Origin of the sequence: Paracoccus sp. 228 (genome assembly GCF_000967825.1) — a bacterium.
Classification (GTDB): Bacteria; Pseudomonadota; Alphaproteobacteria; order Rhodobacterales; family Rhodobacteraceae; genus Paracoccus; species Paracoccus marcusii.
This window is the reverse complement of record NZ_JYGY01000002.1, coordinates 698,781-717,897: the sequence shown is the minus strand read 5'-3', so window position 1 is coordinate 717,897 and position 19,117 is coordinate 698,781. Positions and strand designations below refer to the sequence as shown.

Genomic DNA, 19,117 nt, shown 5'->3' with positions numbered 1-19,117 from the left:
CGGCGGCCTCTGGCTGGGGCTGTCCTACAAAGCTGGGGCCGCGGGGGCTGCGGGTCAACCGTTGGACAGCGGCCCAGATGTCGCGGGCAGCAGGGCCGCGACCGCCGCCGCCTGCACCGCGCGCGTCAGCCCGGACAGCCGATCCGCAGCCAGCCGCCCTATCTGCCAGTACAGCGACACATCCAGCGGCGTGCCCGGCACCATCTGCACCAGCCGACCCGAGGCAAGATCATCGGCGACCAGCATCTCCGGGTTCAGCCCCCAGCCCAGCCCCGCGCGGCACGCATCCACGAAACCCTGGGTCGAGGCCAGGCCATGCGCGGGCAGCACCGGCGATTGCCCCGTGACCTGTCGGACCCAAGCCAGCTGCAGCCCGTCCTTGCGATCAAAGGCCAGCGCCGGCGTACCTGCCAGCGCCGCCGCCGTCACCCCGTCAGGGAAATGCCGCCGCATGAAATCGGGGCTGGCCGTCGCGTGATAGCGCAGCCGCCCCAGGGGCCGCACCGCGCAGCCCTGCACCGGGCTGTCCAGCGATGTCACGGCGGCCAGCACCCTGCCCTGCCGCAGCCCATCGGCGGTGTGCTGTTCGTCGTCGATGGCGATCTGGAACAGGTGCCCGCTGTCGCGCGCATGGGCGGCCAGGGCGGGCATCAGCCAGGTGCCCAGGCTGTCGGCATTCGTCGCGATCGTCACCGTGACCCGCGCGGCATCCCCGTCGGCCATCCCCGGCAGGTGCTGCGCCAAGGTCTGTTCCAGCATGCCCACATGGTCCATGTGGCGGCACAGGCGCGCTCCGGCCTCGGTCGCGGTACAGGGCTGTCCGCGACGGATCAGGACGGTGCCCAACCGCTCCTCCAGATTGCGGACCCGCTGCGAGATCGCCGAAGGCGTCACCCCAAGGGCCCGCGCCGCGGCCTCGAAGCTGCCGGTCCGCACGATCGTCGCCACGGCACGGGCAGCGGCATAATCCAGCATCAGTTTTCCTTACCCGCCCTTAGCAGCATGAGTTTGTCTAATCCGCCACGGACGGCTAGATCAACCGCGACCCCATGACCGGAGACGCCCCATGAGCCCTGCGATCTTTCTGACCGGCCTGATGACGGGCCTCAGCCTGATCGTGGCGATCGGTGCGCAGAACGCCTTCGTGCTGCGCCAGGGCCTGCGCGGGGATCACGTGCTGGCGGTCTGCCTGACCTGCGCGCTGTCGGATGCGGTGCTGATCGTGCTGGGCGTCACCAGCTTTGGCCGCATCGCCCAGCTGCTGCCCTGGATCGACCCGGTGATGCGCATGGCGGGGGCGGCGTTCCTGATCTGGTACGGGGCGCGCAGCCTGCGCGCGGCGATCAGCGCGACCGGGGCGCTGGAGGCAGGCGGCGGGCGCGGACCGGGCGGGCTGCGGCGAACGGTGCTGGCCTGCCTGGCGCTGACATGGCTGAACCCGCATGTCTATCTGGACACGGTCGTGTTGCTGGGCACGATCTCGACCCGGTTCACAGAGGACCGCGACGCGTTCGCGGCGGGCGCGGTGACCGGGTCGTTCCTGTTCTTCTTCGCCCTGGGCTATGGCGCCGCTTGGCTGCGGCCGGTCTTTGCCAACCCCACCGCCTGGCGCATCCTGGAGGCGGTGATCGCCGTCGTCATGTGGTCCATCGCCGCCAAGCTGCTGCTGAGGTGACGCACCACATGAAAAAGGCCCCGCAATCGCGGGGCCTTTCCAGACAATGGGTGACGATCAGATGTCGTCGCCCAGCTTGCCCTTGACGGTGCCCGACACGTTCTGTGCGGTCCCCTTGGCCTGCTGGGCCTTGCCTTCGGCTTCCAGACGCTTGTTGTCGGTCATCTTGCCGATGCCCTCCTTGACGTTGCCTGCCAGCTTGTTCCCTGCGGCTTTCGCCTTGTCGGTCATCTCGCCCATGGGGATCTCCTTGATGGGTGTGTCTCTGTGGGGAATGAACGCCCGACACGCATGCGGGTTCCGCGCATGACAAAGGCCCGCCCCCGGATCGGGAACGGGCCTTTGCGGCAATCCTGAGACCGCGATCAGGCGGCGGCTTTGGCCTGTGCCACGATCGCGCCGAACGCATCGGGTTCGTTCACGGCCAGGTCGGCCAGGACCTTGCGGTCAACCTCGATGCCGGCTTTCGACAGCAGGTTGATGAAGCGCGAATAGGTCATCTCGGCATCGACGGCGCGGACGGCGGCGTTGATCCGCTGGATCCACAGCGCGCGGAAGTTGCGCTTGCGGTTCTTGCGGTCGCGGGTCGCGTACTGGTTGGCCTTGTCGACGGCCTGGGTGGCGGTGCGGAAGTTGCGCGAGCGCGCGCCATAGTAGCCCTTGGCTTGATCAAGGACTTTCTTGTGACGGGCGTGGGTCACCTTGCCGGATTTAACGCGGGACATGTGTGGTTCTCCTGATCAGCGAGCGTAGGGCATGTATTTCTTGACGATCTTGGCATCCGCATCCGACAGGATGGTGGTGCCGCGCGCGTCGCGAATGAACTTGGTCGTGCGCTTGATCATGCCGTGGCGCTTGCCGGCCTGACCTGCCTTGACCTTGCCCGAGGCCGTCATCGAGAACCGCTTCTTGGCAGCGGATTTGGTCTTCATCTTCGGCATTTTCATCTCCTTCATCAGAGTGAACGCGCGGCTCGGCAATGCCATGTCGGCCGGCCGCACGGGAACGGAAGCGTCGCCTTACACAGGCGCGCGGGAATGCGCAAGGGGTCAGGACGCGGGCGCGCCGCCAGTGACCGTGTCCAGCGCGGCCGGGATGTCGGCCGGGCTGAAGGGTTCGGGATCCATCCAGGCACCCGCGAACAGCAGCACGATCCCGCCCAGAAGCGCCAGGATCGCCGCGCGCGGCGGCTGCGTCTGCAGCAGCTGGACCACCGCCAGCACCACGGACAGAAGGCACAGGGCAACCCCTGCCAGCAAAAGAAGATCGGACATCACCACCCCCCGGGTTTCAAGGCCCCAGCGTTATTCCGGGTCGGTGGCGAAGATCAAGCGGTCATCGCAGGGGGCGATGCGCAGGATGTTCGTCGTGCCCGGCACGTTGAAGGGCACGCCCGCCATCACCACGACCTGCCGCGTCTCATCCGCAAAGCCGTATTCGCGGGCGGCGCGGGTGCCGATGATCACGGCCTCCTTGAAGCGCGACATGCGCGGGGTCGTCACGCAATGCGTCCCCCAGGTCAGCACCATGCGGCGCGTGACCGTCAGGATCGGCGACAGCGCCAGGATCGGCACGCGGGGCCGTTCCCGGGCGATCAGGCTGATCGTCTTGCCCGACTGGCTGAAGGCGCAGATGGCGGCCACGTCGGTTGTCTCTGCGATCTCGCGCGCGGCGGTCACGATGGCGTCGGGGACCGACGACAGGCTGGCCTTGCGCGCCGCCTCGATGATCGAGCGATAGTTCGGGTCGGCCTCGACCGACCGGGCGACGTTGTCCATCGTGCGCACCGCCTCGACCGGGAAGCTGCCGGCGGCGCTCTCGGCGGACAGCATGACGGCGTCGGTGCCTTCATAGATGGCGTTGGCGACGTCGCTGACCTCGGCGCGGGTTGGCATCGGGCTGTCGATCATCGATTCCAGCATCTGCGTGGCCACGATCACCGGCTTGGCGGCGCTGCGGCACAGGCGGACCAGACGCTTCTGGATCGGCGGCACCGAATGGACCGGCAGCTCGACGCCCAGGTCGCCGCGCGCGACCATGATCCCGTCGGACGCCTGCAGGATCTCGTCAAAGGCGCGCACGGCCGCGGGCTTCTCGATCTTCGACAGGATCGCGGCGCGACCCTTGGCCAGGGTCTTGGCCTCCTCGACGTCCTCGGCGCGCTGAACAAAGGACAGGGCCAGCCAGTCCACGCCCAACTCGCAGGCGAATTCCAGGTCGGCGCGGTCCTTGTCCGACAGCGCGGCCAGCGGCAGCACCACGTCCGGGACGTTCACGCCCTTGCGGTCGCTGATCGCACCTGCGACCGTGACCACGCAATCGGCGAAATCGGGGCCGCATTTCTGCACCGTCAGGCGGATCTTGCCGTCGTTGACCAGCAGTTCCGACCCCTCGATCAGGGCCGCGAAGATCTCGGGGTGCGGCAACGAGACGCGGGTCGCGTCGCCCAGATCGGGCGACAAGTCAAAGCGGAAATGATCGCCCACGGCCAATTCGTGCGGCCCGGCGGCAAAGGGACCCACGCGCAGCTTGGGGCCCTGCAGGTCGGCCAGGATCGCGATGGGACGGCCCGTCTCGGCCTCGATCTCGCGGATCGTGTCGTGGCGTGCCCGGTGATCGTCATGGCTGCCATGGCTCATGTTCAGGCGGAACACGTCGGCCCCGGCATCGAACAGGGCGCGGATCATCTCTTTCGACGATGATGCCGGTCCCAGGGTTGCCACGATCTTCACGTTGCGATGTCGTCTCATCATCCCGCCCTTGTCTCAGGTTTAGCGCTATCTATGCCGCAAATGCCGATGGTCGGCAACTGGCGTCTGTCCGCCATCCGTCGTAGACAGCCTGCATCATGACCGATGACACGACAGCGACGCCCTTCCGCATCCTGGGTCAGGACCGCCCCTCGCGGTGGCTGATCACCTGCGATCACGCCACGAACCGCGTGCCCGATTGGGTCGGCGGCGGCACTCTGGGCATCGCGCCCGCCGACATGGCCCGCCACATCGCCTACGACGTCGGCGCGGCCGGGCTGACCGAACGGCTGGCCGAACGGCTGGACGCGCCGGCGATCCTGTCCGATTTCTCGCGCCTGGTGATCGACCCGAACCGCGGAGAGGACGACCCCACCCTGCTGATGCGGCTCTATGACGGGACGGTGATCCCGACGAACCGCCTGGCGGACGCGGCCGAACGCCAGCGCCGGCTGGACCGGCTGCATCGCCCCTATCATGCCGCGCTGGCCCGGGTCGCGGCGCTGCACCCGGACCGCTGCATCTGCGCGGTCCACAGCTTCACGCCGCAGCTGCGGGGGCGCCCGCCGCGGCCGTGGCAGGTGGGCATCCTCTATTCCCATGCCGATCCGCGCCTTGGCCCCGCGATGGTCGCCGCCTGCCGCGATCAGGGCTGGATCACCGGAGAGAACCAGCCCTATGACGGGCATCTGGACGGCGACAGCGTCGATCGCCACGCCTTGCGCCACGGCCGCCCGAACATGCTGATCGAGGTCCGGAACGACCTGATCGCCACCCCCGAAGGCCAGCAGATCTGGGCCGACAGGCTGGCGCCGGTGATCACGAAGGTGCTGGCCGACAGCGGGTTGTAACGACGCCGGGGGGTGCGGGGGGCTGGCCCCCCGCCGTCGCAGGACGCAACTCAGACCCCGGTCTTCAGGCTCTCTTCCAGATAGATCTCGCGCAGGCGCGTGGCCACCGGGCCGACCGTGCCCGCGCCCACCCGCGCCCCGTCGATCGACACGACCGGCATGACGAAGGCCGAGGCCGAGGTGATGAAGGCCTCGTCCGCCTCCTGCGCCTCGGCAATGGTGAAGGCGCGCTCCTCGACCTGCATCTGCGCCTCGCGGGCAAAGCGCAGCACCGCCGCGCGGGTGATCCCGTGCAGGATGTCGTGGCTCAGCTCCCGCGTCACGATCGTGTTGCCCTTGACGATATAGGCGTTGTTCGAGGTTCCCTCGGTCACGCGCCCGTCCTCGACCATCCAGGCATCGTCCGCACCGCGCGCCTTGGCCTCCATCTTGGCCATCGACGGGTACAGCAGCTGCACCGTCTTGATGTCGCGCCGACCCCAGCGCAGGTCATCAACGCTGACGACGCTCCACCCGGTCTTGGCCGCGGGGGCGTCGGCCAGGCCGGGCTTCGATTGCGTGAACATCACCACCGTCGGCACCGTATCCGCGGACGGATAGGCGAAATCGCGGTCGCCCGGATTGCCGCGGGTCACCTGCAGATAGACCAGCCCGTCGGTGATGTCGTTCCGCGCCACAAGGTCGCGATGCGCGGCCAGATACGCGTCGTCCGACAGCGGATTGGCGATGGCCAGTTCCGACAGCGACCGCTTCAGCCGCACCATGTGCCCCTCGAAATCGATCAGCTTGCCGCCCAGCACGCTGACCACCTCATAGACGCCGTCGGCCATCAGGAACCCCCGGTCAAAGACCGACACCATGGCCTGATCCTCAGGGGTGTAATCGCCATTCACATAGACCGTCCGCGTCATTGCTGCCTCCGTGCCGTCGCGTGTTCGGGCCCGGTCCTGCGCCCAAAGCCCCGCTGCGTCAAGAACCGCGCCCGATGCCGCATTGCGGAAATAGGGCTTGCTGCAACCGCAGCGCAACATTATTACCGATGGCAGGCCCGAATCTTGTCGAACAGGACCCTGCCATGAGCTTTCGCCAACAGCCCCTGCCCCCCGCGCGCTTGAACCGCTGTCAGCTGTTCGGCCCCGGATCGCGCCCCGCGCTGTTCGCCAAGATGGCCGCCTCTGCCGCCGACGTCATCAATCTGGACCTTGAGGATTCGGTCGCGCCCGCCGACAAGGACCAGGCCCGCGCCAACATCATCGCGGCGATCAATGATGTCGACTGGGGCACCAAGACGCTTTCGGTGCGCATCAACGGGCTGGACACGCCCTTCTGGTACCGCGACGTGGTCGATCTGCTGGAACAGGCGGGTGATCGGCTGGACCAGATCATGATCCCCAAGGCGGGATGCGCGGCCGACATCTATGCCGTCGATGCGCTGGTCACCGCCATCGAACGCGCAAAGGGCCGCACCAAGCCGATCGCCTTCGAGGTCATCATCGAATCCGCCGCCGGCATCTGCCATGTCGAGGAGATCGCGGCCGCGTCCCCGCGCCTGCAGGCGATCAGCCTGGGGGCTGCCGATTTCGCGGCGTCCATGGGCATGGCCACCACCGGCATCGGCGGCACGCAGGAGAATTACTATATGATCCGGGACGGCCAGAAATACTGGCCCGATCCGTGGCACTGGGCCCAGACCGCCATCGTCGCGGCGTGCCGCACGCACGGGCTGCTGCCCGTGGACGGCCCCTTCGGCGACTTCAGCGACCCCGAGGGATTCCGCGCCCAAGCCCTGCGCAGCGCCACATTGGGCATGGTCGGCAAATGGGCCATCCATCCCAGCCAGATCGCGCTGGCCAACGAGGTGTTCTCGCCCAGCGAGGCTGCCGTCACCGAGGCGCGCGAGATCCTGGCCGCAATGGAGAAGGCCAAGGCCGAAGGCGCCGGCGCCACCGTCTACAAGGGCCGTCTGGTCGACATCGCGTCGATCAAGCAGGCCGAGGTGACCCTGCGCCAGTCCGACCTGATCGGCGCCTGAAGACCCCCCGCGGGCCGGACCAGTGGAGGGGGACGGCCCGCACCACGAGGGAGGAGAGGCCCCGCGCGCGATCGCGGGGCCTTATCGCATGACCGCGGGTGAGGCCTGCCGATGGCCGGACCATGGACGGTCCCGGCCACTACAGCCATCCCGGTCAGCCGCCCTGAACCTTGCTTCCCTCGAACTCCAGCAGCACCGCCCACCGCGCATCCCGGTATGTCCGAAGGGTGACGCGACGCGCGCCGTCAACTGGCGCACCGGCCCGTGCGTCGCCTTAGCGGGCGTTACCGCGTGGCGGCGGAAGCGCAAGCGCAGCGCGGTTCCTCATTCGCAAGCATTGCTGTTCCTACCGCCATCCGGCCGATGCAGGTCCAAAGTCGGCTTGCCAGGGACAAAATGACCCTCTGGGTTGCTCCCACCGATCAAACGCCAGAACAGTTCCAGTCATCCGACGAGCCCGCCGTCGGTCACCCTGAAATATCGAGCACCGCCCTCCGCTGCCGCCGTCTGCGGTCTGTCGTCCAACATTGAATCTTGCACCGCCCGTTGCCGTGCATTCGAGCGGGCTCCAAGCCTCCAGTTCCGCCTCGACGATCAACGACGTTGGGCCATAGGATGCATTGACCACATGCGCCGGCCCGCCGGTCAGGCCGACTGATCGATCCCGCGGATGGCATACCCGGACGGCTCGACAGCCAGAAAGGCTGCAAGCTGTATCATGCAGTGCCCCCGGACAATTGCAGCGTAAGCCCAATGACGACGTGCGGACGCGGGATTAACATTGCAGGGAGACCCTACGCCGCTGCCCCGCAGCCAAGATGATCGGCGATCACGCGCGCCGCAGCTTCCTGAACGCGGCCGAGGCGCCCCAGCCGGCGATCACTGCCACCGCCAGCGACATTAGGCCATAGAGCAGCGGCTGGTCGAAGGCCAAACGGTACAGCCAGCGTTCCAGACCCACCTTGCGCACCTCGATCGCGGCGCCATAGGCGTCGATCACCGCCCCCTCGCGCAGCAGGAAGATGCGGGCGCGGTAATCGCCCTCGATCAGGTTGGCGGGCAGGCGGATGTCTGTGCGGAACAGCGTGTCCTCGACCAGGGTCACGGCCCCCTCCTCCATCCGGTAATGGCCGTTCTGCTGGCGCAGGCGCAGCAGGGCCTGGGTATAGGGCAGCGTATCCTCGACCTCGGGGGCGCCGGCAAAGGCGCGCAGCACAAGCGGCAGCGAGATGCGGTACCGGTTGTCCCAGTCCGGCGCCAGGATGTCGTCCAGGGGCCGCGTCGTCGCCACCGCATAGAAGCTGGGCGCGGCCCCCACATCGACGCGTTCGGTGTTGACCCAGATGCCGAAACGGCGGGCCTTCTGCCAGATGGTCAGCGGTTCGGACGGGGCCTCGATCGTCACGATCACGTCCAGGGGGCCGTCGGGAATCGGCGTCTCGCGCCGCACGGCCCCATAGATCAGGATGTCGCTGCCATCGAAGCTGGTCGTGATCGCCACGGCGCTGTTCGACAGGCCCGCCACCACCTGCTCCCCCCCCTGGTCGGCGGGGGCGACCGGATCGCCGCGCGGCGATCCCGGATCGGGGAACAGCGGCCAGACCTGGGGGGCGTCCACCGGGGGGATCAGGCCCGCATCCGGGTCGGCGGGCATGGTCGATCCCGCCCCCTGCGCCATCAGCGCGCCCGGCAGCAGCGCCAGCATCATCGCCAGGACGACCCCCCGCATCATTGCCCCCGCGTGGTAATGACGAACAGGTCGTCAGGTGTCAGGAACAGGTCCAGCGCCAGCTTGCCGCAGACCGCCAGCACCAGAAGCGCCAGCAGGATGCGCAGCTGTTCGGCCCGCAGGCGCGCGCCCAGCGTGGTGCCGATCTGCGCGCCGATGACACCGCCCACGATCAGCAGCACCGCCAGCATCACATCGACCGTGTTGTAGCTGACCGCGTGCATCAGCGTGGTGAAGGCGGTCACGAAGGTGATCTGGAACAGCGACGTTCCCACCACGACCTTGGTGGGCATGCCCAGCAGATAGATCATCGCGGGCACCATGATGAAGCCGCCGCCGACGCCCATGATCGCGGCAAGAACCCCCACCGCGACCCCGACCAGAAGGGGCGGAATGACGCTGATATAGAGGCCCGAGGCACGGAACTTGACCTTCAGCGGCCAGCGGTGGACCCACATGTGCTGGTGCAGGCGCCGCCGCCCCGTGGGATGGCGCGCACGCAACAAGGCCCGCAAGCTCTCCTGCAGCATCATCGCGCCGATCAGGCCCAGGAAGACGACATAGCACAGCTGGACGACCAGCTCGACCTGGCCCAGCTGCTGCAGGATGTTGAAGACCACGACCCCCAGGCCCGATCCGACCATGCCGCCGGCCAGCAGGACGCCCCCCATGCGGAAATCGACGGTCTTGCGCTTCATGTGCGCCAGCACGCCCGACACCGACGATGCGACCACCTGGTTCGCGCCGGTCGCCACCGCGATGGCGGGCGGGATGCCGATGAAGAACAGCAGGGGCGTGATCAGGAAGCCGCCACCGACGCCGAACAGGCCGGACATGACGCCCACCAGCCCGCCCAACCCCATCAGGGTGAAGGCGTTGACCGAGACTTCGGCGATGGGAAGAAAGATCTGCATCGCATCCCGGCCCGTTGCGCACCGTCCCACGATGCAACGCGGCGCGCCCGACGTCAAACCGCTTCCGCCCTGCGGCGCAGGAACGGGTTGAAGCAGAAAGCCGCCCCCGCTAAGCAGATCGGGTCACATCCGCGTGCGCAGGGGCGCGGTCAGCCGGAACAGGGGACAGGATGCGCATTCTCATCACCAATGACGACGGGATCAACGCCCCGGGCCTTGAGGTGCTGCACCAGATCGCCACCGAACTGGCCGGCCCGCATGGCGAGGTCTGGACCGTCGCGCCCGCGTTCGAGCAGTCGGGCGTGGGCCATTGCATCAGCTATACCCACCCCACCATGGTCGCCCGCCTGGCCGAACGCCGCTATGCCGCCGAGGGCAGCCCCGCCGACTGCGTGCTGGCGGCACTGGGCGACATCGTGGGCGCGGCCCCCGACCTGGTGCTGTCGGGCGTCAACCGCGGCAACAATGCCGGAGAGAATGCCATGTATTCGGGCACCATCGGCGGCGCGATGGAAGCCGCGCTGCAGGGCCTTCCCGCGATCGCGCTGTCGCAGTACCTGGGCCCGCGCACCGCGGACCTTGCCGACCCCTTCGAAGGCGCGCGCACGCATGGCGCCGCGGTGATCCGCCGCCTTCTGGATCACGGCGACTGGTCGACGGATGCCGACTTCCGCCTGTTCTACAACGTGAACTTTCCGCCGGTCCCGGCCGCGGAGGTCCGGGGCCTGCGCGTCGCACCCCAGGGCCAGCGCCAGGGATCGCGCTTTGCCGCCCAGCCCTACAGCGCGCCGAACGGGCGCCGGTTCATGTGGATCGCGGGCGGGTCGCAGCAGGCGCCGGCGCGCGACGGGACCGATGTGGCCGCCAACATGGAGGGGTTCGTCTCGGTCACGCCGATGCGGGCGGACCTGACCTGCCACGCGTCCCTGGACCGACTGGCGGCGGCGCTGGACAATCCGCTGGCACGGGCCGCCGAATGAGCGACGAGGACGACGACGCGGAACGCAAGATGCGGTTCGTCTTTCAGCTGCGGTCCCGCGGGGTCACCGATCCGCGGGTCATGGCCGCGATGGAGGGGATCGACCGCGGCCTGTTCGTGCGCGGCCAGTTCGCCGACCGCGCCTATGAGGACACCCCCCTGCCCATCCCCTGCGGCCAGACGATCAGCCAGCCCTCGGTCGTCGGCCTGATGACCCAGGCCCTGGACGTCGGTCCCCGCGACACCGTGCTGGAGGTCGGCACCGGTTCGGGATACCAGGCCGCGGTCCTGTCGGGACTGTGCCGGCGCGTCTACACCGTCGACCGCCACCGCCGCCTGGTCCACGAGGCCGAGGCGATCTTTCGCGAACTGGGCCTCTACAACATCATCGCGCAGGTGGCCGACGGATCGCGGGGCCTGCCCGACCAGGCCCCCTTCGACCGCATACTTGTGACCGCCGCGGCCGAGGATCCGCCCGGGCCCCTGTTGGCACAGCTGAAGATCGGCGGTATCATGGTGGTGCCTGTCGGACAGTCGGACGCGGTCCAGACCCTGATCCGCGTGACGCGGACCCAAGAGGGTTTCGATTACGACGAGTTGCGGCAGGTGCGGTTCGTTCCGCTGGTCGAGGGGTTGGGCCAGACATGACCCCCGGCCACCACCAGGCAGGCCGAGGACAGGACCATGACAAGACGTGATATTCGGACCGGCTGCGCCATGCTGGCCGTGCTGGCGCTGACGGCCTGCGGGTCGGACGGCAGTTTCGACCCCGACCTGCGCGGGCTGATCGGGGGCATGGACACCGCCCCCGCGGCCGCAGCCGCGGCACCCCGTCCGGCGCCCGACGCGCGCGGCGTCATCAGCTTTTCCAGCGGCCAGGTCGCGGTCGCGCAGGCGGGCGACACGCCTGCATCGATCGCCGCCCGGCTTGGGCTGGATGCGGCGGCTTTGGCCGGCCACAATGCCCTGCCCGCCGACGCGCCCCTGCTGGCGGGTGCGGTTCTGGTCCTGCCGACGCAGGTCGCCGCCGGTGCGCCCGCGGGGGCCGCGACCGGTGGCGGCACGGCGATCGTGACCGACCCCTTTGCCGGCAGCGCCCCGGCCAGCCCCACGGCGCGACGCGCCGCCCCGGCCCCTGCCGCCGCTGCAAACCCGGGCGAGCATGTCGTCGCCGCCGGAGAGACGGCCTGGGCCATCGCGCGCCGCTATGACGTCAGCGTCCAGGATCTGGCCAGCTGGAACGGCCTGCCGGCCGACATGAGCCTGCGGACCGGCCAGCGTCTTCTGGTGCCGCAGCCCGGCCAGAAACCCGACAGGCTGGCCACGACCGCCCCCGGCGCGGGCAGCCCGACCCCGACCCCGCCATCGGCCACGCGTCCCCTGCCCGCCGAGGAGACCCCACCCGCGGGCGCGCCCGCCCCCGACACGCCCCAGACCGACATGGGATCCACGCGGACCGCGGCATCGGGCGGCGGCCAGTTCCGCATGCCGGTCCAGGGGTCAATCATCCGGGTCTATGAAAAGGGCCAGAACGACGGGATCGACATCGCGGCCTCGGGCGGCACGGCGGTCACCGCGGCAGGCAGCGGCCAGGTGGCCGCGATCACCCGCGACAGCGCGGGCACGCCGATCATCGTGGTCCGCCACGAGGGCGATCTGATGAGCGTCTATACCAACCTGGGCGATGTCGCCGTCGCCAAGGGCGACAGCGTCAGCGCGGGACAATCCCTGGGCCAGGCGGGCGACGCGGGCTTCGTCCATTTCGAGATCCGCCGGGGGTTCGAAAGCGTCGACCCCGAGCGGTACCTGAACTGATCCCCGGACGGGGATCAGAGATGCGTCAGCCGTTCATCCAGCGCCGTGGCGATCTCGCGTCGCACCACGGCACGCAGGTTGCCCGAAAAGCGGGCGCCCATCTCTCCCTCCAGCTCCTCGCGGATCATCTCCTGCAGGTGGGCGCGCATGGTCTTGTCGTCCATCATCTGCGCAACGGTCTGGGCAACGATCTGCGCGACCGGCAGATGCGACAGCGCGGCGGCATCGTCTGCCTGCGGACGGTCGGGACCGTCGCCCGCGGGCGCATGGGCCTGCGGCGCAGGGACGACATCGGCGGCCGCTGATCCGCGGACCTGCGCAGGACCGACAGCCGCATCCTGTGCGGATGCCTGGGCGGGCATCGCCGGCGGCAGCAGGCGCCACAGCAGCCAGTCGCCCCAGGCAGAGAGTAGCCGTGCGATGCGGGACCGGGGCGCCGCTGCGGCTGGGATGACCGCCGGTGCGACGGCAGGCGCCACGACCTCCTCGGTCGGGGCATCGGCGATGGGCGCCTCGACGATTGCGTCAGGCAGGGCCAGCGCCGCTGCCGTCCTGCCGCGGGCCTTGCCTGTCGCGCGCCGGGGCCGCGACGGCGGGACGCCGTCGTCCGGCAGATCCGCGACCGCCCTGCGCAGATGCGGGGCCAGCTGGATGACCGAGGCCGTGCTGCCCGCCAGCATGCCCCGCGGGGTCGGATCCTGAGACAGGCGGTGCAGCATCGTGCGCGCGTCGCTGTGAGTCACGGGCTGGCCGTCGATCATGTGCCGGATGCTTTGCATTTCGGCACGGATGCGCGCGATTTCCTGGGCGGCCTGTCCGATCGGCTGATCCTGGGTCAGGACCGGCAGGGTGACGACCTGCGCAGGCTGCGCCGGCGCGACCTTGCGGGTGCGCGCGCGGGCGGGCTTGGCCTCCGGGTCGGCCTTGGCGCGGGGGGCCTTGGCACGGGCAGGCTTGGTGGCGGGGGGGGCCGCATCGGCCTTGGCGCTGCGGCGGCGCGGTGCCTTGGGCGCCACAGCGGCCTTGGCGGCGCTGCGCCGCGGTGCGGGGGTGTCGGTCGCCGAATCCTCGACGGGGGTCATGCGGCGCGCCTCAGTCATGGCGCACCGCCGGGGCCGGATCAGTTCCGGCCGATGGCGCGCAGCACGCGGTCCAGGCTTTCGCCCTGCTTGCTGGTTGCGGGCGCGTCCCGCACAGCATTGTAATATTGCGATGGGTCATAGGTGGGTATCCCCAGTTGCAGGTTTTCTACCGTCAACAGACCCATAGCAGCCAGAAGTTGATAATGAGCTAACTGCAGATTCGATTCCGCGGAAATCCGGTCGGCCCGCGCCTCCAGCAGCGATTGTTCGGCGTCCAGCACGTCCAGCGTGGTCCGCGCACCCAGCAGCGCCTCCTCGCGGACGCCGTCATAGGCCTGCTGCGCGGCCGAGATCTGCTGGTTGATCGCGGTGATCTGCGCGCGGGCGACGGCGATGTTCGCCCAGGTCTCTCCGACCTGCTGGCTGATCTGGCGCGCGGTGTTCAGCAGCGCCGAACGTGCCTGGTCGCGCTGCGCCATCGCGCGGCGATGCGCGGCAGACAGGCGCCCGCCAGAATACAGGGTCTGGCTTAGTTCCAGCCCCACAGACGACGAATTGCGGCTGCCATAGCGGCCGCCCAGGCTGGCTTCGGGCGCACGGGTCACGCCGACGCTGGCCGTGCCCGACAGGGTCGGGTTTCGTTCGGCGGCGGCGGCGGCCACGCCGATCTCGGCCGCGGCGGCCTGGCGTTGCGACTGACCGATGGCGGGGTGGGTGCGCTGCGCGATCTGGCGTGCCTCGTCCAGGGTGGCGGGCAGGTTGGGCAGCGGCGGCGGCGCGTCCAGGCGACCCGGCTGGCGGCCGGTCACGGCCAGATAGGCCTCGCGCGCGATCTCCAGCTGGCCGTTGGCGGCAGCCAGCGCGGCACGGGTCGCCGCCAGCTGCGCATCGGCCAGCGCCACGTCGGTCACGGTGATCTCGCCCACGTCGAATCGGTCCTGCGCGGCCTGGCGCTCGCTGGACAGGACGTCGACCGAGTTTTCCTGCAGCCCGACCTGCTGGATGGCCTCGCGCACGTCGAAATAGGCGACGGTCGCGGCCAGCAGGATGTCCTGTTCGACCCCCACCAGCGCCTGTCGCGTGGCCAGGACCTGTTCCTTGGCCCCGTCGATGGCCAGCTGCGAGCGCCCGAAATCATAAAGCGTCAGCTGCGCGCCAAGGGACAGCGAGGTCGACCGCACGGTCGTACCCCCCTCGGTCCGCGAGGCGGACTGGCGCGCGACCCATTCGACGACCGGGCGCAGGGCCGCGACGGAGGCCGCGACATCCTCGTCGGCGGCGCGCAGGACGGCGCGGTTCTGTTCGATCAGCGCCGAATGGCGATAGGCCGCCACCATGGTGTCGGCCAGCGATTCGGCGCGGGCGGGCAGTGCCGCGGCCAAGGCCAGAAGCGCACCCCCCGCGAACCGCGCAAGCGGGGTCACAGTGCGAACCCGCGTTGCAGGCCGAACCCTGGCAGCATCGGCGCCTTGGCGTTGAACGAATAGCGCCAGCTGAGCTGGCCGTTCTGCCGGGTGCCGATCCGGGCGACGCCCAGCGCGCCCTCGACGAACAGGGCGGCGACGCGGCCGCCCTCGCGCAGCTGCTCGACGATGGCGGCGGGAATGTCCTGGACCGCGCCCTCGATCAGGATCACGTCATAGGGCCCCTGCTTGGGCGCGCCTTCGGTCAGGGGGGCGTGCAGGACGGCGACGTTGTCGATGCCCGCCTCCGACAGGCGCTGTTCGGCCTCGGAGGCCAGTTCCGCGTCGTCCTCGATCGCGACGACGGCCTCGGCCATGCGGGCCATGACGGCGGCGGAGTAGCCATAGCCGCAGGCCAGGTCCAGGACCAGCTCGTCGGGCTGGATGTCCAGCGCGTCGACCATCTTGGCCAGGGTCCGCGGCTCCAGAAGGACGCGGCCGTGGCCGATGTCCAGGTTCTCGCCGGAATAGGCGACCGAGCGGCGGCTGGCGGGAACGAACTCCTCGCGCGGAATGGTCAGCATCGCGTCGATCACCGGGAACTTGGTGACGTCACTGGTGCGCACCTGCGTATCCACCATCGTCGTGCGGCGCGCGGCGAAATCGCTCATGTCGGGGAACCTCTGCTGGACCTGTTTGGCCGACTATTGCCATGTTTCCCGCAGTTGGGCAACGCAGGACATCGGCCCCGCGCTTCGCGTCTTGCATGGGTCGCGGCAATCCGCTAGGACACGGCCACTCTCGACGGCGGCGGGTTGGCGGAGAGGTTACGCACCGGATTGCAAATCCGTGAAGACCGGTTCGATTCCGGTACCCGCCTCCACCTCATCCTGACCGAGGGGACCTTCCTGCATGATCTATGACGCCACGACCCGCATCGCCGAGGCCGCGCTGTGCCTGCGCGCGCGGTTGGGCGGATCGCGGGCGCTGCGCGAGCGTCTGGTCTGCACGGGCGCGCCCGGCCCCGCCGCGATCTGGCTGCATGCCGCATCCGTCGGAGAGCTGACCTCGGCCCGCGTGGTGATCGAGGCATTGGCCGCGCGCCACCCCCTGACGGTCACCACCAACAGCGAGACGGGCCGCGCACTGGCGCAGGACTGGGGCCTGCCCGCGCGGCTGGCGCCTCTGGATCTGCCCGGCGCACTGGCCCGGTTCCTGGATGCCGCGCGCCCCGCGCTGGCGATCACCGTCGAGGGAGAGTTCTGGCCGCTGCGGTCGCGCCTGCTGGCCGAACGCGGCATCCGCCAGGCGATGATCGGCGCGCGCATGTCGGAACGGTCGGCGGGCACCTGGGCGCGGTTTCCGCGCATCATCGGGCCGATGCTGGGACGCGTCGCGGCCCTGTCGGCGCAGGATCAGGGCAGCGAGGCGCGCCTTTTGAACCTGGGCCTGCCGCACCGCGCGCTGCTGCCGCGGCTGGACCTCAAGCTGCTGGCCCCTGCGGCGCAGCCCGTGCCCCCGGACAGCGCGGCCCGCGACCGGGTTATCCTGGCGGCATCGACGCATGAGGGCGAGGACGGGCCGGTGCTGGACGCCTTTGCCGCGCTGCGTGATGCCCGGCCCGACCTGCGCCTGATCCTGGCGCCGCGCCATCCCGACCGGGGGGATGCCATCGCGGCACTGATCGCGGCGCGCGGCCTGTCCTTCGCGCGCCGCAGCGCAGGCGCGGACGATGCGCCGGCGGGCGGCGTGCTGTTGGCCGACACCCTGGGAGAGATGGCGCGCTGGTACGCGCGCGCCGGGATCTGCATCATCGGCGGCAGCCTGCAGGACCATGGCGGCCACACCCCGTGGGAGCCGGCGGCCCATGGCTGCGCGCTGATCCACGGCCCCCATGTCGGCAACTTCGTCGAGGCCTTCGATGCGCTGGACGGGCACGGCGCGGCGCGACCCGCAGGCGATCTGGCGGCGACCCTGTCGCGGCTGACCGACACGCCCAACGAGGCCCGTGCGATGGGCCGCGCGGCGCGGGCCGTGCTGGTGGACCGGGCGGGCGATCCTGCGGCGCTGATCGCGCGGCTGGACGATCTTGCACGCGCCCCCGGCGGACCCGATATAGGAATCATCTGACAGGAGTTGTTGCGATGATCCGCTATGCCTTGCGCTGCGACCAGGGGCATGATTTCGACGGCTGGTTCCGGTCCTCGGACGGGTTCGAGGCGATGCGCGATGCGGGTCAGGTCGGCTGCGCGGTCTGCGGCGCCACCAAGGTCGACCGGGCGCTGATGGCCCCGGCGGTCAGCGACAAGACCCTGACCGCCCCCCGCAACCCCGCCGAGGCCGCCCTGCAGGCGCTGCGCCGCAAGATCGAGACCAGCAGCGACTATGTCGGCCTGTCCTTCGCCGAGGAGGCCCGCGCGATGCACGAAGGCACGCGGCCCGCCCGCGCCATCCATGGAGAGGCCCGCCCCGAGGATGCACGCAAGCTGATCGAGGACGGCGTTCCCGTGGCCCCCCTGCCCTTCGTCCCGCGTCCCAAGACGAACTAGCACCGCCCCTTGCGGTTCGCGCGCACCGCCCCTAAAAGCCCCGCCGACGCACATCCTTTGGCTGGAGGCCCTTGATGCCGCTTCTGGTAATGAAATTCGGCGGCACCTCGGTGGCCGATCTGGACCGGATCAAGAACGCCGCCCGCAAGGTGCAGCGCGAGGTCGAGCGGGGCTATGACGTGATCGTCATCGTCAGCGCCATGTCCGGCAAGACGAACGAACTGGTCGGATGGGTCGAACAGACCTCTCCGCTGTTCGACGCGCGCGAATACGACGCGGTGGTCAGTTCCGGAGAGAACGTGACCGCGGGCCTGATGTCCCTGACCCTGCAGGAGATGGGCGTGCCTGCACGCAGCTGGCAGGGCTGGCAGGTGCCGATCAACACGACCGCCGCCTATTCGGCCGCGCGCTTCGTGGACATCCCGCGCAAGAACCTGGACCAGAAGTTCGCCGAAGGCTTCAAGGTCGCCGTGGTCGCGGGATTTCAGGGCCTGTCGCCCGAAGGCCGCATCACCACGCTTGGCCGCGGCGGATCGGACACGACCGCGGTGGCGTTCGCCGCCGCCTTCGATGCGGAACGCTGCGACATCTATACCGACGTGGACGGGGTCTATACCACCGATCCGCGCATCACCTCGCGCGCGCGCAAGCTGCCCCGCATCGCCTTCGAGGAGATGCTGGAGCTGGCATCCCTCGGCGCCAAGGTGCTGCAGACGCGGTCGGTCGAGCTTGCGATGCGCTACAAGGTGCGCCTGCGGGTGCTGTCCTCGTTCGAGGATACCGACGAAAATTCCGGCACGCTGATCTGCGATGAGGATGAAATCATGGAATCGAAAGTCGTCAACGGTGTCGCCTCGTCGCGCGACGAGGCCAAGATCACCCTGGTCACGGTCGAGGACCGTCCCGGCATCTCGGCCGCGATCTTCGCGCCGCTGGCCGATGCGGGCGTGAACGTCGACATGATCGTTCAGAACATCTCGGAAAAGGACTATGACGATCACCCGGGTTCGGTGACCGACATGACCTTTTCCGTGCCGATCAACCAGGTCGAGCGCGCCAAGCGTGCGATGGAGGAGGCCCGCCAGGCCGGCCACATCGCCTATGACGAACTGGTCGTCGACACCGAGGTCGCCAAGGTGTCCGTCGTGGGCATCGGCATGCGCAGCCATGCGGGCGTCGCCGCCCGCATGTTCAAGGCGCTGGCCGATGAAAACGTCAACATCAAGGTCATCTCCACCTCCGAGATCAAGATTTCGGTGCTAATCGATCGGAAATACATGGAACTGGCCGTGCAGGCGCTGCATGATGCCTTCGAACTGGAGAAGGCATAACGCCCTC

21 protein-coding genes and 1 tRNA gene are annotated in these 19,117 nt (G+C 69.2%); 10 read left to right on the top strand and 12 right to left on the bottom strand.

Annotated elements, in window-relative coordinates; genetic code table 11:
* Positions 1 to 54 precede the first annotated feature (54 nt).
* Positions 55 to 975 (bottom strand): LysR family transcriptional regulator ArgP, encoded by a 921-nt coding sequence (locus SY26_RS08895; protein ID WP_046000139.1) that lies wholly within the window; start codon positions 973 to 975, stop codon positions 55 to 57.
* 91 nt (positions 976 to 1,066) lie between these two features.
* Between SY26_RS08895 and SY26_RS08890 the strand changes: the two genes are divergently transcribed.
* The gene (locus tag SY26_RS08890) at positions 1,067 to 1,675 is read left to right on the top strand and encodes a LysE/ArgO family amino acid transporter (protein ID WP_046000138.1); all 609 of its coding nucleotides are present in this window, start codon (positions 1,067 to 1,069) and stop codon (positions 1,673 to 1,675) included.
* A 57-nt stretch (positions 1,676 to 1,732) separates the two neighbouring features.
* On the opposite strand, the gene SY26_RS08885 is transcribed toward SY26_RS08890, so the two are convergent.
* From SY26_RS08885 to pyk, 5 genes are all read right to left on the bottom strand, one after another.
* On the bottom strand, positions 1,733 to 1,915 hold the full coding sequence (locus SY26_RS08885) for a CsbD family protein (protein WP_046000137.1): 183 nt from the start codon (positions 1,913 to 1,915) through the stop codon (positions 1,733 to 1,735).
* A gap of 125 nt (positions 1,916 to 2,040) precedes the next feature.
* Positions 2,041 to 2,400, bottom strand: coding sequence for a 50S ribosomal protein L20 (gene rplT / locus SY26_RS08880; protein ID WP_045981489.1), 360 nt, complete (start codon positions 2,398 to 2,400; stop codon positions 2,041 to 2,043).
* Positions 2,401 to 2,415: 15 nt separating this feature from the next.
* Positions 2,416 to 2,616, bottom strand: a complete 201-nt coding sequence (gene rpmI / locus SY26_RS08875) for a 50S ribosomal protein L35 (protein ID WP_042244892.1) — start codon at positions 2,614 to 2,616, stop codon at positions 2,416 to 2,418.
* 108 nt (positions 2,617 to 2,724) lie between these two features.
* Positions 2,725 to 2,949: a hypothetical protein gene (locus tag SY26_RS08870; protein ID WP_045981488.1), complete on the bottom strand. Its 225-nt coding sequence runs from the start codon at positions 2,947 to 2,949 to the stop codon at positions 2,725 to 2,727.
* A gap of 30 nt (positions 2,950 to 2,979) precedes the next feature.
* The gene (gene pyk / locus SY26_RS08865; RefSeq protein ID WP_046000136.1) at positions 2,980 to 4,425 is read right to left on the bottom strand and encodes a pyruvate kinase; all 1,446 of its coding nucleotides are present in this window, start codon (positions 4,423 to 4,425) and stop codon (positions 2,980 to 2,982) included.
* A gap of 98 nt (positions 4,426 to 4,523) precedes the next feature.
* Between pyk and SY26_RS08860 the strand changes: the two genes are divergently transcribed.
* Positions 4,524 to 5,276: an N-formylglutamate amidohydrolase gene (locus tag SY26_RS08860; protein ID WP_045981486.1), complete on the top strand. Its 753-nt coding sequence runs from the start codon at positions 4,524 to 4,526 to the stop codon at positions 5,274 to 5,276.
* A 50-nt stretch (positions 5,277 to 5,326) separates the two neighbouring features.
* Here the strand turns inward: SY26_RS08860 and SY26_RS08855 are convergent, their stop codons facing one another.
* Positions 5,327 to 6,187, bottom strand: coding sequence for a D-amino-acid transaminase (locus tag SY26_RS08855; protein WP_046000135.1), 861 nt, complete (start codon positions 6,185 to 6,187; stop codon positions 5,327 to 5,329).
* 164 nt (positions 6,188 to 6,351) lie between these two features.
* On the opposite strand from SY26_RS08855, the gene SY26_RS08850 reads away from it, so the two are divergent.
* Positions 6,352 to 7,308 (top strand): L-malyl-CoA/beta-methylmalyl-CoA lyase, encoded by a 957-nt coding sequence (locus SY26_RS08850; RefSeq protein WP_046000134.1) that lies wholly within the window; start codon positions 6,352 to 6,354, stop codon positions 7,306 to 7,308.
* Positions 7,309 to 8,137: 829 nt separating this feature from the next.
* On the opposite strand, the gene SY26_RS08845 is transcribed toward SY26_RS08850, so the two are convergent.
* Together SY26_RS08845 and SY26_RS08840 are read right to left on the bottom strand one after the other, a co-directional pair.
* On the bottom strand, positions 8,138 to 9,040 hold the full coding sequence (locus tag SY26_RS08845; RefSeq protein ID WP_232303299.1) for a TIGR02186 family protein: 903 nt from the start codon (positions 9,038 to 9,040) through the stop codon (positions 8,138 to 8,140).
* Positions 9,037 to 9,951 (bottom strand): sulfite exporter TauE/SafE family protein, encoded by a 915-nt coding sequence (locus SY26_RS08840; protein ID WP_045981483.1) that lies wholly within the window; start codon positions 9,949 to 9,951, stop codon positions 9,037 to 9,039. Before SY26_RS08840 ends, SY26_RS08845 begins: the two co-directional genes overlap by 4 nt.
* Positions 9,952 to 10,121: 170 nt before the next feature.
* On the opposite strand from SY26_RS08840, the gene surE reads away from it, so the two are divergent.
* Genes surE through SY26_RS08825 form a run of 3 tightly spaced genes read left to right on the top strand, consistent with a single transcriptional unit; the run spans position 10,122 to position 12,745 of the window.
* Entirely contained in the window at positions 10,122 to 10,931 is an 810-nt protein-coding gene (gene surE / locus SY26_RS08835; protein ID WP_046000133.1) for a 5'/3'-nucleotidase SurE, read from the top strand.
* On the top strand, positions 10,928 to 11,578 hold the full coding sequence (locus SY26_RS08830; protein ID WP_045981481.1) for a protein-L-isoaspartate(D-aspartate) O-methyltransferase: 651 nt from the start codon (positions 10,928 to 10,930) through the stop codon (positions 11,576 to 11,578). Before surE ends, SY26_RS08830 begins: the two co-directional genes overlap by 4 nt.
* 36 nt (positions 11,579 to 11,614) lie before the next feature.
* Positions 11,615 to 12,745 carry a LysM peptidoglycan-binding domain-containing protein gene (locus tag SY26_RS08825; RefSeq protein WP_198143128.1) on the top strand — a complete coding sequence of 377 codons (1,131 nt, stop codon included), beginning with the start codon at positions 11,615 to 11,617 and terminating at the stop codon, positions 12,743 to 12,745.
* A 14-nt stretch (positions 12,746 to 12,759) separates the two neighbouring features.
* Here the strand turns inward: SY26_RS08825 and SY26_RS08820 are convergent, their stop codons facing one another.
* Genes SY26_RS08820 through SY26_RS08810 form a run of 3 tightly spaced genes read right to left on the bottom strand, consistent with a single transcriptional unit; the run spans position 12,760 to position 15,901 of the window.
* On the bottom strand, positions 12,760 to 13,845 hold the full coding sequence (locus tag SY26_RS08820; RefSeq protein WP_046000131.1) for a hypothetical protein: 1,086 nt from the start codon (positions 13,843 to 13,845) through the stop codon (positions 12,760 to 12,762).
* Positions 13,846 to 13,865: 20 nt separating this feature from the next.
* On the bottom strand, positions 13,866 to 15,251 hold the full coding sequence (locus SY26_RS08815; RefSeq protein WP_046000130.1) for a TolC family outer membrane protein: 1,386 nt from the start codon (positions 15,249 to 15,251) through the stop codon (positions 13,866 to 13,868).
* On the bottom strand, positions 15,248 to 15,901 hold the full coding sequence (locus tag SY26_RS08810) for a protein-L-isoaspartate O-methyltransferase (protein WP_045981477.1): 654 nt from the start codon (positions 15,899 to 15,901) through the stop codon (positions 15,248 to 15,250). Before SY26_RS08810 ends, SY26_RS08815 begins: the two co-directional genes overlap by 4 nt.
* 138 nt (positions 15,902 to 16,039) lie before the next feature.
* On the opposite strand from SY26_RS08810, the gene SY26_RS08805 reads away from it, so the two are divergent.
* The 4 genes from SY26_RS08805 (at position 16,040) to SY26_RS08790 (ending at position 19,110) form a co-directional block, all read left to right on the top strand.
* Positions 16,040 to 16,113: transfer RNA gene (locus SY26_RS08805), tRNA-Cys, on the top strand.
* A gap of 29 nt (positions 16,114 to 16,142) precedes the next feature.
* A complete protein-coding gene (locus SY26_RS08800) occupies positions 16,143 to 17,360 on the top strand; it encodes a 3-deoxy-D-manno-octulosonic acid transferase (protein ID WP_046000129.1) in 1,218 nt (405 codons plus the stop codon).
* 14 nt (positions 17,361 to 17,374) lie between these two features.
* Positions 17,375 to 17,779 carry a DUF1178 family protein gene (locus SY26_RS08795; RefSeq protein ID WP_045981475.1) on the top strand — a complete coding sequence of 135 codons (405 nt, stop codon included), beginning with the start codon at positions 17,375 to 17,377 and terminating at the stop codon, positions 17,777 to 17,779.
* 74 nt (positions 17,780 to 17,853) lie between these two features.
* The gene (locus SY26_RS08790) at positions 17,854 to 19,110 is read left to right on the top strand and encodes an aspartate kinase (protein ID WP_045981474.1); all 1,257 of its coding nucleotides are present in this window, start codon (positions 17,854 to 17,856) and stop codon (positions 19,108 to 19,110) included.
* Positions 19,111 to 19,117: the final 7 nt, after the last annotated feature.